Source organism: Bradyrhizobium sp. CB3481 (genome assembly GCF_029714305.1).
In the GTDB taxonomy this organism is placed as follows: Bacteria; Pseudomonadota; Alphaproteobacteria; order Rhizobiales; family Xanthobacteraceae; genus Bradyrhizobium.
The window spans coordinates 2,593,605-2,607,088 of sequence record NZ_CP121647.1; the positions used below are offsets into that span (position 1 = coordinate 2,593,605).

General features: G+C 63.3%; 11 protein-coding genes. 8 read left to right on the top strand and 3 right to left on the bottom strand.

Going from position 1 to position 13,484, the window contains the following annotated elements; genetic code table 11:
• Window positions 1–349 precede the first annotated feature (349 nt).
• A complete protein-coding gene (locus QA643_RS12375) occupies window positions 350–2,740 on the top strand; it encodes an MMPL family transporter (protein WP_283033435.1) in 2,391 nt (796 codons plus the stop codon).
• Window positions 2,741–2,801: 61 nt separating this feature from the next.
• On the top strand, window positions 2,802–3,860 hold the full coding sequence (locus QA643_RS12380) for a hypothetical protein (protein ID WP_283033436.1): 1,059 nt from the start codon (window positions 2,802–2,804) through the stop codon (window positions 3,858–3,860).
• A 59-nt stretch (window positions 3,861–3,919) separates the two neighbouring features.
• Here QA643_RS12380 and QA643_RS12385 read toward each other — a convergent pair whose 3' ends face one another.
• Complete coding sequence (locus QA643_RS12385; protein ID WP_283033437.1) at window positions 3,920–4,423, bottom strand: hypothetical protein; 504 nt, start codon at window positions 4,421–4,423, stop codon at window positions 3,920–3,922.
• Between the two features lie 434 nt (window positions 4,424–4,857).
• Between QA643_RS12385 and QA643_RS12390 the strand changes: the two genes are divergently transcribed.
• From QA643_RS12390 to QA643_RS12415, 6 genes are all read left to right on the top strand, one after another.
• Entirely contained in the window at window positions 4,858–5,091 is a 234-nt protein-coding gene (locus tag QA643_RS12390) for a hypothetical protein (RefSeq protein ID WP_283033438.1), read from the top strand.
• Window positions 5,092–5,280: 189 nt separating this feature from the next.
• Entirely contained in the window at window positions 5,281–6,159 is an 879-nt protein-coding gene (gene hpnC, locus QA643_RS12395) for a squalene synthase HpnC (RefSeq protein WP_283033439.1), read from the top strand.
• Window positions 6,156–6,995, top strand: a complete 840-nt coding sequence (gene hpnD, locus QA643_RS12400; protein WP_283033440.1) for a presqualene diphosphate synthase HpnD — start codon at window positions 6,156–6,158, stop codon at window positions 6,993–6,995. Before hpnC ends, hpnD begins: the two co-directional genes overlap by 4 nt.
• Window positions 6,995–8,248, top strand: a complete 1,254-nt coding sequence (gene hpnE / locus QA643_RS12405; protein ID WP_283033441.1) for a hydroxysqualene dehydroxylase HpnE — start codon at window positions 6,995–6,997, stop codon at window positions 8,246–8,248. Before hpnD ends, hpnE begins: the two co-directional genes overlap by 1 nt.
• Before the next feature lie 66 nt (window positions 8,249–8,314).
• Complete coding sequence (gene shc / locus QA643_RS12410; protein ID WP_283033442.1) at window positions 8,315–10,294, top strand: squalene--hopene cyclase; 1,980 nt, start codon at window positions 8,315–8,317, stop codon at window positions 10,292–10,294.
• A gap of 83 nt (window positions 10,295–10,377) precedes the next feature.
• On the top strand, window positions 10,378–11,040 hold the full coding sequence (locus QA643_RS12415) for a phosphorylase (protein ID WP_283034787.1): 663 nt from the start codon (window positions 10,378–10,380) through the stop codon (window positions 11,038–11,040).
• A 100-nt stretch (window positions 11,041–11,140) separates the two neighbouring features.
• On the opposite strand, the gene hpnH is transcribed toward QA643_RS12415, so the two are convergent.
• A complete protein-coding gene (gene hpnH / locus QA643_RS12420) occupies window positions 11,141–12,301 on the bottom strand; it encodes an adenosyl-hopene transferase HpnH (RefSeq protein ID WP_283033443.1) in 1,161 nt (386 codons plus the stop codon).
• Between the two features lie 68 nt (window positions 12,302–12,369).
• On the bottom strand, window positions 12,370–13,299 hold the full coding sequence (ispH, locus tag QA643_RS12425) for a 4-hydroxy-3-methylbut-2-enyl diphosphate reductase (RefSeq protein ID WP_283033444.1): 930 nt from the start codon (window positions 13,297–13,299) through the stop codon (window positions 12,370–12,372).
• Window positions 13,300–13,484: the final 185 nt, after the last annotated feature.

A 13,484-nucleotide genomic window follows, 5' to 3' on the forward strand; every position in this document is an offset into this window, starting at 1 on the left:
ACGCGGGTTTTCAGGGGCGAGTTTCTTCCCGAAAAATTGACCCGAGGGTGCTGTGCCGTTCCGCTGCCACCGGCATTGGCCTCGCCATGGGCGCGCCGCCAACCGGTGGGTTTACGGGTGTGGCAAATCAGAGACTTAACGGCGATTTTCGTCATGTTCAGGCCGATTTGCCCGGCCTGGTGTGCTTGCCCGATGGGGTTCGGCCCTGTAAAACGGCGGCCGTTGAATTTACCGCGTGATTTCAAGGGCTAGCGCCCATTTCGAATTGGGCCGCCAAAGCCGTATTCGCGCCACCAAACTGCATAGAACCAAGCTGCACAAACAGGCCGACGTGAGAACTGGACAGGGTATGCTCGACAAGAACTCCGAAAGTCGCGTCCACGTCGCAGCCATCGAGGAGCCGCCGCCGGGCAAGAGCATCGCCTTCGGGCTCGAGCGCATGGGCCTGATCGCGGTCAAGGCGCCGATCCTGTCCATGATCATCCTGGCCGTGCTGATCGTCGGGGCTCTGTTCGGCATCGAGCGGATCAAGATCGACGACTCCTTAAGCCAGTTGTTCCGCTCCGATTCCAAGGACTACAAGCAATATGAGGCCGTGACCAAGCGCTTCCCGGCGACCGAATTCGACGTGCTGGTTGTGGTCGAGGGCAAGACGCTGCTGGCCCGCGAGAACCTCGAAAAGCTCCGCGACATGGTCACCGACCTGCAGCTGATCGAGGGTGTGCGCGGTCTGGTCTCGCTCTTTTCGGCGCGGCAGGCGCCCGAGCCCGGCAAGCTGCCGGCGGCGCTGTTCCCGCCCGAACTGCCGCAGGGCGCGGCCTACGACAGGTTCGCCGAAACCGTCAAAACCAACGAGATCATCCGCGGCAAATTGTTGTCGGAAGACGGCACGCTGGCGCTGATCGTATTGTCGCTAGAGCCGAAGATCGTTTCCTCCAACGAACTCGGCAAGGTGATCGGCGAGATCAGGAAGATCATGGCCGAGGATCTTTCCGGCAGCGGGCTCAACGCGCAGCTTTCCGGCGTGCCCGTCATGCAGCTGGAGATCCGCAACGCGGTCAAGCGCGACGGGCTGACCTACAACATCCTGGGCATTCTCGCCGGCTGCATCATCGCGATCATCTTCTTCCGCAAGATATCGTTCATGGTGGTCGCGGCCTTCCCGCCGATCATCGCGATCCTGCTTGCGCTCGGCGGCCTCGGCTGGGCCGGCTTCAACCTCAATATGTTCCTGAACGTGATGACGCCGCTCATCATGGTGATCAGCTTCTCGGACTCGATGCAGCTGACCTTTGCGGCGCGCGACCGCCTGATCGCGGGGCAGGACAAGATCACTGCCTTCAAAAACGCGGTGCTGGTGGTAGGCCCGGCCTGCGTGCTCACCCACGGAACCGCGGGCATCTCCTTCATCGCCCTACAGTTCTCCGATTCCGAGCTGATCCGCAAATTTGGCGAGGCGGGCCTTGCCGCCACCATCATCGCGCTGGTCGCCGTGCTGTCGCTGGTGCCGGTGTTCGGCGTGCTGTTCGTCCGCAACGAGAAGATCTTTGCGGTCAAGTTCCAGAGCGCCGATGCCGGCGTGCAGGCGCTGCGCAATTTCTGTTACTGGATCGCGGTGCGCATGGTCGGCCGTCCCGGGCTGTTCAGCCTGCTCGCGTTGGCCCTCGTGGCGGGTCTCGGCATCATTTACGCCACGCTCGAGCCGCGCTATCGCCTGGCCGATCAGGTGCCGGACAAACGCCAGGCCGTGGCGGCATCCGGCCGTCTTGATGCCAAGCTCACCGGCGCCAATCCGATCGATGTGCTGATCGAATTCCCCAAGGGCGCCTCGCTCTATGCGCCGGATACGCTGAAGACGATCGCGGAAGTTCACGCCATGGTCGAGAAGTCGGCCGGCGTCGGCAACGTCTGGTCGCTGGAAACGCTGCGCCGCTGGCTCGCTGAGAAAGCCGGCAGCAGCGACGTCGCGACGCTGAAGGAATATGTCAGCGTGATACCCGAGCATCTGGTGCGCCGCTTCATCTCGGCCGACCAGGATGCGGTGGTGGTCTCGGGCCGCGTGCCCGATCTCGATTCGAGCGAAATCCTTCCCGTGGTCGACAAGCTCGACAAGGCGCTCGACAAGGTGAGGGCCGAGCATCCCGGCTTCGAGATCGCGGTCACCGGCCTGTCGGCGATCGCGGCGCGCAATAGCGCCAACATGATCTCAAAGCTCAATCACGGCCTCACGATCGAGTTCCTGCTGGTTGCGATCTTCATCGGCCTCGCATTCCGCTCGGTCGTCGTGATGTTCTCGTGCATCCTGCCGGGCATTTTCCCGGTCGTCGCATCGGGCACGGTGCTCTGGATACTGGGCGAGGGGCTGCAGTTCGCCAGCGTCGTCGCGCTCACGGTGTCATTCGGCCTTGGCCTTTCAGCCACCATCCACTTCCTCAACCGCTTGCGGCTGGAGAGCAAGCCGGGCGTCAGTTCAGGACTGGCGGTCGAGCGCGCCACCGTGCTGGTCGGCCCGGCGCTGATCCTGACCACGGTGGTGCTGGCCTGCGGCCTTGTCGTCACCGTGTTCTCCGACCTGCCGTCGCTGCGGCTGTTCGGCTGGCTCAGCGCGTTCTCGATGATCGCGGCCCTGGTCGCGGACCTCTTCATCCTGCGGCCCACCTCGATGTTCCTGATCAACCTGTCGGAAAAGATCCGCGGCGTCAGTCACGCCACGCCGGCGGAGAACAAGGCTGCGGAATAACTGCGGCTGCTCATCAAATAATGGCTTGCCGGCCAACGGCGTGGCGACACGGGGCTGAGGAATGACGTCTGCAGGACTAGTCACACCACGTGCAGCAGATGCCGCCGCCTACCGCGCGGTCGAACACATCTATCATTCCTATCTCACCGGGCTGATCCTGATGCTGGCCTCGCGGGCCGGAAGCCTGCGCGCGGCGGAGGTGGTGTTTCGCACCTTCCGGCGCCAGCAATTGGCGCGCTTTCTGCCGGGATTGAAGAAGCTCGGCCTCGACCAGCTTCCGCATGCGGTCGCCTGCGCGCAATATCACTATTTGTCGAACCAGGTCGGCGGTGTGAAGGTCGAGTATGTCTATGAGAGCGACACCAAGGCCTGGGTGCGCTATCCGCCGCCGCGCTGGATCTGGTCGGGCACCGCGATCTGCGGCATCCCGTCAGACGTGTCGCGGGCGATGCTGCGCGGATGGCACGCCAACAATGGCGTCGTGCTCGGCAATCCCAGGCTCGGCTTCGTTTGCACCGGCCAGACCGTCGACGGCCAGCCGGGACTGGAGGGTTATTACAAAGAGTGGGATCGCGATCTCGCGCCCGAGGAGCGGCTGCAGTTCTCGCCGGGCGAACGCTGCCCGCCATTCCGCGCCGATCTCGCGCCGCGCCTGCCCGGGAATGCCTGGCCGGAGGAACGGCTGCAGAAGGTGCTGCGCAACTACGCGATGGAGTACATCACTTCGATCGTGCCGGAGACGATCAACGTGCTCGGCCCGGAGGAGGGCGGTCACCTCGCCGGCGCCGCGGCCCGGCTCGTCGGCATGCACACTTTCGACGAAGTCGCTGCGATGCTCGGCGGTGTGGAAGCGGGAGCGGTGGGGTTCGCAAAGGCGTTCGCGCGGCTGGCCCGCGGGCAGGATGACGATGCGGAATTACAGATCGAAGGCGCAAGCGCGACGGTGCGTCAGACCTCATGGCGCCTGATGGCGGAGCGCGAGGCGCTGTCGCCTGCCGTGTTCGACGCCTGGAATGAATTATGGGTCGGCGCGGCGCTGGCGCATGATCGCTTCATGCGGGTCGAGCTGATCGAGCGTCGCGACCGCGGCGATCCCTGCTGGCAGTGGAAATTCGGCTGATCTCAAAACAAAAGGCAGCGCTATTGCGCTGCCTTGAAGCGTTTGGATGGAGCGGCGTATCAGGTCTTGGTCATCGTGATCTTGACGCCGCGGATCTCGCCCTTGGAATCGATCTGCACGGTCTGCTTGTTGCCGTTGGTGCGCAGGTTGAGGTTGGCTGCAAAGCCTGAGGCTTCGACGAACACCTCGATCTGGCCGCCGCCGGCGGTGCCCTGCAGGTTGCCGAAGATGTTCCGGCTCTTCTCGCTCCAGTTGCCGGAGATGCGCTCGCCCTGGCTGGTGACGTCGCTCGACAGGTCGAACTTGTAGCTGTCGCTGGCGCAGTGCAGGTTCTGCTTCAGGCCAAGCCCGTTGGCATTGACCTTGTAGTCAGCCTTGCAGCGGATGTTCTCGGTGGTGCCGTTGGAGAGTGCGACCGTGCCCGTGCCGCTCCAGTTTCCGTCGAAGCCGGCGAACGGTCCGACCGCCTGGGCATGGCTTGCGGTGACCGACAACATCAGCGCGGCGCCGACGCCGGCCGCTGCCAAAGCCTGACCGAGCAAGCTGGAACCAAAGAGTTTCATCGTGATTTTTCCCATCAAATAGACGTGTCTGCAAAGATACGTCTCGCCGCATCGAAGATTTAGTGTTCCCGCAGTATCTTAGGTTCAAATGACGGCGATGCCGTTTCCGCCGGTCGTAGCAGAGAAATGGGCACCCGCCGGATGGAATCAATCATTCACATCGGCTCCGTCGCCGCAGCATCTAGCTTTGCGCCACATCGCCTGCAACATCGAATTGCCGGACATCTGTGGCAAAAATACACGTTAAATATCAGTCGGTTATTTTACGTGCTAATGCCGCGGTAGATGTCGCCGTAAATTTGACCGCATTTACCATGCTTGTCCTTGGCTCGCTGCTGCGCTACGCGGCGCCTGCCATCCAAACAAATCCGTTCCGGCGATGCCGAAGCGCTCCTCGGGAACAGGATTTCTTGCTGCCGAAATGAAGGAATATGATGCGTAAATCTCTCCTCGTCCTCACCTTGTTGTCGCTCACGGTTTCGTCGAACGTCGCCTTTGCCCAGCAGCGCGGAACGGCGGAAGAACAGAAGGCATGCACCCGTGACGCGCAGAAGTTCTGCCGTCCGGTACTCGATCAGGGCGATTTCACCGTCCTGGCGTGCCTGAAGGAACACCGCTCCAAGATCAGCGCGGCCTGCGACCAGGTTCTGAAGAGCAACGGCCAATAAGCCGGTCCAGCGTCCGTTAACCCTTCGCGGACAAGCCTTTTTCGGCTCTATGACGCGCGTCACGGGCGGGGCTAATCAGCCCATATAGCATTGGTTTTGGCTGCGGATTCCCCTATATGGGGCCCGCACCTCGCATGCGCCGAACCAACGGCGCATGCTGCCAATTCCTGATGATGTAGCCAGTTGTTGATGACCACCGCGAGCGACCTGCGATCCGGAAAGACCGACCGCGACGAGAATTTTCCTGTCGCGTCGTGGATCATCCACCCGCGTCACCGGGCGCTGATCCTTTCCTTCTATAATTTCGTCAGGACGGCGGACGACATCGCCGACCACGCGACGCTTAGCGCGGACGAGAAGCTGCGCTATCTCGACCTGTTCGAGGCGGAACTGCTCGGCAAGGGCGACACGCAGAAGGAAGCGGTGAGCCTGCGCCGCGCGCTGGCCGAGCGGTCGATGCCGCCGCGCCATGCGCTCGACGTGCTGGTCGCGTTCCGCATGGACGTCACCAAGCTGCGCTACGAGAACTGGGACGAGGTCATTCACTATTGCCGCTATTCGGCAATGCCGGTCGGGCGCTTCATGCTCGACGTCCACGGCGAGAGCAACTCGACCTGGGCGGCGTCGGATGCGCTGTGCGCGGGCTTGCAGATCAACAACCATCTGCAGGACTGCGCCAAGGACTACAAAAACCTCAACCGCGTCTATCTGCCGCGCGATGCGCTGGCCGCGAGCGGCGCCACCGTCGAGATGCTGGGGGAGGCGAAGTCGCAGCCGGCGCTGCTGCAATGTCTCCATGCGCTGGCGGTGCGCACCGAAACGCTGCTCAACGAGAGCAAGTCGCTCGGCGCCGAGGTGAAGGATTTCCGGCTCGGGCTCGACATTGCGGTGATCCAGGCCTTCGCCGACAAGATCGTCGGCATGCTCAAGGGGCGCGATCCGCTCAGCGAGCGCGTGCATCTGAGCAAACTCGAACTGCTCGGCCATACCTTCAGGGCCGTGGCGGGCGAGTTCATCCACCGCTCGGTCGGACGCCGCCCCTCGGCAAAACCGGCGGCCGGCGCATGACGATTCAGACGGCGGCGGCCAACGCAGATTACGGCACCACGGCGTCCGGCAGCTCGTTCTATGCCGCGATGCGCATCCTGCCGCGCAGCCAGCGCGAGGCGATGTTCCAGATCTACAGCTTCTGCCGGCAGGTCGACGACATCGCCGATTCCGACGGCCCGCGGCCCGACCGGCTGGCGGCGCTGCAGCAATGGCGCGACGATATCAATGCCCTTTATGAGGGCCATCCGCCGCCACGCCTGCAGGACTACGCCGCCTCGGTGAAGCGGTTCGGCCTCAAGCGCGAGGATTTCCTTGCCATCGTCGACGGCATGGAGATGGACGTGCCGCAGGATATCCGCGCGCCGGATCTTGCTACGCTGGATCTCTACTGCGACCGCGTCGCCAGCGCCGTCGGACGTCTGTCCGTCCGGGTGTTCGGCATGCCCGAGGAAGACGGCATCCTGCTCGCCCACCATCTCGGCCGCGCGCTGCAACTGACCAACATCTTGCGCGACATCGACGAAGACGCCGGCCTCGGCCGACTCTATCTGCCGCGCGAAAGCCTGATGCTCGCCGGCATCACCAGCAACAATCCTCACAAGGTGATCGCCGAACGCGCGCTGCCGAAAGTTTGCCTGCCATTGGCCGAACGGGCGAAGAAGCATTTTGAAAAGGCCGACGAGATCATGAAGCGCAATTCGCGCCGTGCCGTGCGCGCGCCGCGGATCATGTCTAGATACTATCGCACCATACTGGATTTGTTGCTGGCGAGGGGCTTTGCCGCCCCACGCGAACCGGTCCGCGTCCATAAGTGGGCGAAGATTGCCATCCTTCTCCGTTACGCGATCATCTGATGCAGAAAAATGCTCATATCATAGGCGCCGGTGTTTCCGGCCTCTCGGCCGCCGTGCGGCTCGCCAATGCCGGCTACCTCGTGCACGTCCACGAGGCGACGCAGCAGGCTGGCGGCCGCTGCCGCTCCTATTTCGACGCGGCCACCAATCTCACCATCGACAACGGCAATCATTTGCTGTTGTCGGGCAACAGCCACGCGAGGGCCTATGCAAGATCGATCGGGACCGAGGCGGGCCTGGTCGGGCCGAAGCAGGCGCAGTTTCCTTTCGCCGACATCTCGACTGGCCAGCGCTGGCTGCTCGACCTCGGCGAGGGCAAATTGCCGCTCTGGGTGTTCGACGAGGCGCGCCGCGTCCCCGATACCAAGCTGTCCGATTATCTCGCATTGGCGCCGCTGGTCTGGGCAGGTGCCGGCAAGCTGGTCGGCGATACGATCCCCTGCAAGGGCACGCTATATGATCGGCTGGTGCAGCCGTTGCTGCTCGCCGCGCTCAATGTCGACCCGCCCGAGGGATCGGCGGGCCTTGCCGGCGCGATCGTGCGTGAGACGCTGCTGGCGGGCGGCCAGGCGTGCCGGCCGCTGATTGCGCGCGAGGGTCTCAGCGCGGTCCTGGTCGAGCCAGCGATCAAGCTGCTGCAGGACAAGGGCGCCTCGATCCAATTCGGCCACGAGCTGCGCGAATTCGCGACCAAGGGCGAGGGCATCGGCGAACTGAAATTCGGCAGCGAGACGATTGCGCTCGGCGACGGCGACGTCGTGGTGCTCGCGGTGCCGCCGCGCCCGGCAGCGGCGCTGTTGCCGGGCCTGAAGACGCCGACGAAATTCCGCGCCATCGTCAATGCGCATTTCCGCTACGATCCACCGCGCGATGCCGCGCCCATTCTCGGTGTGGTCGGCGGCCTCGTGGAATGGCTGTTTGCATTCCCGCAGCGGCTGTCCGTCACCATCAGCAATGGCGACCGCCTCGTCGACATGCCGCGCGAAGAACTCGCGCTGGCGATCTGGCGGGACGTCTGCAAGGCGGCAGGCCTGCAGGGTGATCCGCCGTTGCCGCCCTGGCAGATCGTGCGCGAGCGCCGCGCGACGTTCGAGGCGACGCCGGAGCAGAACGCGCTGCGCCCGGGACCTGTGACATCATTCAAGAACCTGTTTCTCGCCGGCGACTGGACCGATACTGGATTGCCGGCAACCATCGAGGGATCGATACGGTCGGGCGACCGCGCTGCCGACCTGATCCTGGCGAGGCCTTGAGGCCTGAGCGGACGTTACGTGACCGGCCTCACGGAGCCGGCGCGCGAACAAAGGGATGCTAGCAATATGCTTTCCATCGACAAGACAATTGCGGGCAATGCCGTCGCGACCGTCGATCCGGTCGCGCTGGAGAAAAGCATCTCCTCGGCGACCGAAGCGCTGCTCGGCTACCGGCAGTCCGACGGACACTTTGTGTTCGAGCTCGAAGCCGACAGCACCATCCCGGCGGAATATATCCTGCTGCGCCATTATCTCGCCGAGCCCGTCGACGCCGAGCTCGAAGCCAAGATCGCCAACTATCTGCGCCGCACGCAAGGCAATCACGGTGGCTGGCCGCTGGTGCACGATGGCCCGTTCGACATGAGCGCCAGCGTCAAATCCTATTTCGCGCTGAAGATGATCGGCGATTCCATCGACGCGCCGCACATGGTGCGCGCGCGCGAGGCGATCCGTTCGCGCGGCGGCGCGGCCGGCAGCAACGTTTTCACGCGCTTCTTGCTCGCGTTCTACGGCGTGCTGAGTTGGCGCGCGGTGCCGGTGCTGCCGATCGAGATCATGCTGCTGCCGATGTGGTCGCCATTTCACATCAACAAGATTTCCTATTGGGCGCGCACCACGATGGTGCCGCTGATGGTGCTGGCGGCGCTGAAGCCGCTGGCGAAGAATCCGAAGGGCGTCGGCATCGACGAATTGTTCCTGCAGGATCCCAAGACGGTCGGCATGAACAAGAAGGCGCCGCATCAGAGCTGGGGCTGGTACGCGCTGTTCTCGACGCTCGATAAGGTGCTGCGCGTCGTCGAGCCGCTGTTTCCGAAAAAGCTGCGTCAGCGCGCGATCGACGCCGCGCTTGCCTTCACCGAGGAGCGGCTGAACGGCGAGGACGGCATGGGCGCGATCTATCCGCCGATGGCCAACATCGTCATGATGTATGACGCACTCGGCAAGGGGCCGGATTATCCGCCGCGTGCGGTCACCCGCCGCGGTATCGACAAGCTGCTTGTGATCGGTGAGCAGGAGGCCTATTGCCAGCCCTGCGTCTCGCCGGTGTGGGACACCGCGCTGACCTGCCATGCGCTGGCGGAAACGGGCGGCGAGGATACGCTTGCGAAAATGAAAGCGGGCCTCGACTGGCTGAAGCCGCGGCAGGTGCTCGACCTCAAGGGGGACTGGGCGGTGAAGGCGCCCGACGTCCGTCCCGGCGGCTGGGCGTTCCAGTACAACAATGCGCATTATCCCGATCTCGACGATACCGCCGTGGTCGTGATGGCGATGGACCGCGCACGCCGGCAGAGCGGCAGCAAGGACTATGATGCGGCCATTGCGCGCGGCCGCGAATGGATCGAGGGGCTGCAGAGCCGCGACGGCGGCTGGGCCGCGTTCGACGTCAACAATCTGGAATACTATCTCAACAACATCCCGTTCTCCGACCATGGCGCGCTGCTCGATCCGCCGACCGAGGACGTCACCGCGCGCTGCATCTCGATGCTGGCGCAGCTCGGCGAGAGCGCCGAGACCAGCAAGGCGGTTGCCGACGGCATCGCCTATCTGCGCCGCACCCAGCTTGCGGAAGGGTCGTGGTACGGCCGCTGGGGTCTCAACTACATCTATGGAACCTGGTCGGTGCTGTGTGCACTAAATGCCGCAGGCGTCGATCATCAGGATCCGATGATCCGCAAGGCTGTAGACTGGCTGGTGTCTATCCAGAACGTGGACGGCGGCTGGGGCGAGGATGCAGTCAGCTACCGACTCGACTACAAGGGATACGAGGTTGCGCCGTCGACCTCCTCGCAAACGGCATGGGCCTTGCTTGGTTTGATGGCGGCCGGGGAGGTGGAGAAGCCGGCGGTCGTGCGCGGGGTGGAGTACCTAAAAACCACACAAACGGAAAAAGGGCTTTGGGATGAGGCCCGTTACACGGCTACAGGCTTTCCGCGGGTGTTTTATTTGCGTTATCATGGCTACTCGAAATTCTTTCCGCTCTGGGCGCTGGCGCGGTACCGGAATTTGAGAAGCACCAACAGCAGGGTGGTAGGGGTCGGGATGTGACTTTGGGGGCGGAGATCGCCGCGGGGGACAATCTGATTGATCGTAGTTCAATCGATCCGCGGCCGGTGTTGATCGTAACAGGTTTGGTGCAGGAAGCCCGCATCGCGGCCGGGCCCGGCATGATTGTCATCTGCAGTTCCAGCGATCCGCAGCAATTGCGCGAACTGCTGGCAACGCTGGATTCTACCACTTTCAGGGGTGTCATTTCGTTCGGCGTCGCCGGCGGACTGGATCCGTCGCTGAAGTCGGGCGACGTGGTGGTGGCGACCGAGGTGCTGGCGGGCGATACGCGTTTCCTCGCCGGCCTGGCGCTGAACGAGGAACTGATCGCACGTGCGGCGTTGCGTCGCAGGCGCGTGGTGCGCGGCGGCCTCGCTGGCGTCGAGCGGGTGATCGCGGCGACCGCCTGTAAGGCTGCGCTCCATTCGGAGACCGGGGCCGCGGCCGTCGACATGGAAAGCCATATTGCCGCGGCCTATGCCGCGGAGGCCGGATTGCCATTTGCCGCGCTGCGGGTGATCTCCGATCCCGCCAGCCGGGCGCTTCCGGCGATCGCCAAGAGCGCGATTAAGCCGAACGGTGACATCGACCTCCGCAAGGTGCTGCGCGGCGTGGCACGCAATCCGACTTCGCTGCGCGCGCTGGTCTCGACCGGCATCGATTTCAACCGCGCGCTGCGCTCGCTGCGCGGTTGCCGCGGCTTCCTGCACGGCGGCGAGAGCGCGCTCGCGGCCGCGGAGATTTGATCCGCGAAACGGCGACTGGATTTTCAAGGGCGTCAAACAAAAAGAAAGGGCCTCGGTTCATTGCAGAACCGAGGCCCAATTCTTTTTTCCGATATCGCGCTCAGGCAGCGGTCGAGGCCTTCTCCTGCTGCTTGGCGGCGGCCGCGGCCGCCTCGTCGCGGCGGATTTCCGAAAGCTTCTTCTGCACCTGCTCGGAGAAGATGTACTGCGCCGGACGCTGCTTGGAGAGATCGATCTCGGGCGCCATCGGACCCGTGGTGCGCACGCCCCTCAGCGCCACCCACATCGCCTTCAGCGGGTTGTTGAACGCCGCGGTGGCGGCGGTCGGCTCATAGCCGCAATGCGCCATGCAGTCGGCGCACTTCTCGTAACGGCCGGTGCCGTAGGAGTCCCAGTCCGTGGTCTCCATCAGCTCCTTGAAGGTCTTGGTGTAGCCTTCGCCGAGCAGGTAGCAGGGCTTCTGCCAGCCGAAGATGTTGCGCGCGGGCATGCCCCAGGGCGTGCACTCATAGGACTGGTTGCCGGCCAGGAAGTCGAGGAACAGGCCGGAATGCATGAAGTTCCACTTCTTGCCCTTGCCGAGCGCAAAGACGTCGCGGAATAGCTTCTTGGTCTTGGTGCGGTTGAGGAAGTGCTCCTGGTCGGGCGCGCGCTCATAGGCGTAGCCCGGCGACATCGACACACCGACGCCGAGCTCGGTGGTGAGGTCGAGGAACTTTGCGATCTCTTCCGCCGGATGGCCGTCGAAGATCGTCGCATTGACGTTGACCGTGAAGCCGCGTGCCTTCGCCGCCTTGATCGCGGACACCGCGCGGTCGAACACGCCCTTCTGCGACACGGCCTTGTCATGGTGGTCCTTCAGGCCGTCGAGATGCACCGAGAAAAACAGATAGGGCGAGGGCTCAAACAGATCGAGCTTCTTCTCCAAAAGCAGCGCATTGGTGCACAGCGAGACGAACTTCTTGCGCTCCACCAGGCCGCGGACGATCTCGCCGATCTCCTTGTGAATCAGCGGCTCGCCGCCGGGGATAGCGACCATCGGCGCGCCACACTCGTCGGCCGCATCCCAGCATTCCTGGGCGGTCATGCGGCGGTTGAGGATGGCATCGGGATAGTCAATCTTGCCGCAGCCGACGCAGGCGAGGTTGCAGCGGAACAGCGGCTCCAGCATCAGCACGAGCGGATAGCGTTTGCGGCCAAGCATCTTCTGCTTGATCAAATACGCGCCGATACGCATTTCCTTGAAGAACGGTATTGCCATTTGAGAGGGTTTCTTTCTGGACTTGGAGCCTGGGCTTGGGGAGCCCAGGCCTGGAATCTTGCAGTGGATCAGCCCGCCGCGGCCAGTTCAGCCGGAAGCCGGAACTCGATGTTCTCCTCACGGCCGGGAAGCACCGATACCGTCACGGGTCCGATACGTCTCAAAGCCTCGATGACGTCGTCGACCAAAACTTCGGGCGCCGATGCGCCCGCCGTGATGCCGACGGCCTTTGCACTCTTCAGCCAGTCCGGGTTCAGCTCGCTCCCGTCGGCAATGAGATAACTCGGGACCCCGACCTCAGTGCCAATTTCGCGAAGCCTGTTGGAGTTGGAACTATTGGCGGCCCCCACCACGAGGATGACGTCCACCAGTTTGCTGAGATCCCTTACCGCAGATTGGCGGTTCTGTGTCGCATAGCAGATATCCCGGATGTCGGGGCCTTGAATATCTGTAAATTTGGCCTGAAGGGCCGCGATTATGTCCTTTGTGTCGTCCACGCTCAGGGTGGTCTGGGTGATATAGGCCACCGGCGCATCCGTGGGCAGCGCCAGGGCCGCCACGTCGTCGACGCTCTGGACCAGCAGGACCGGGCCGGGAACCTGACCCATGGTTCCCTCGACCTCGGGATGGCCGGCATGCCCGATCAGGACCAGGGTACGGCCCTTGGACATGTACCGTTTACCCTGATTGTGGACCTTGGTGACCAGCGGGCAGGTGGCATTGAGGACCGGCAAGCCGCGGGCGGCCGCCTCTTCCTCGACGCTGCGGGCGACGCCATGGGCACTGAATACGGTGACCGCCTGGGGCGGAACTTCCGACAGGTCCTCGACGAAGATCGCGCCCTTGGCCTTCAGGCTTTCGACCACGTATTTGTTATGCACGATCTCATGCCGGACATAGACCGGCGGACCGTACTTCTCGAGCGCACGCTCAACGATTTCGATGGCACGCACGACGCCCGCACAAAATCCGCGGGGCTGCGCTAAATACACTTCCATGGGATGTCCATTACGCAAGTTGCACCAGGTCCTGAATTCGCAAATTCACCCGAAGGTCTCCGTGCGGCCGGTCACACCGGATATTTGCAATATCCGCACCACGACCGGAACCCGTAGGTAGATGGAAGCGCAGGTCTATGTGTCAAAAATCGTGCAGATAGAAAAGGGCGGATCGCGCAATGGTT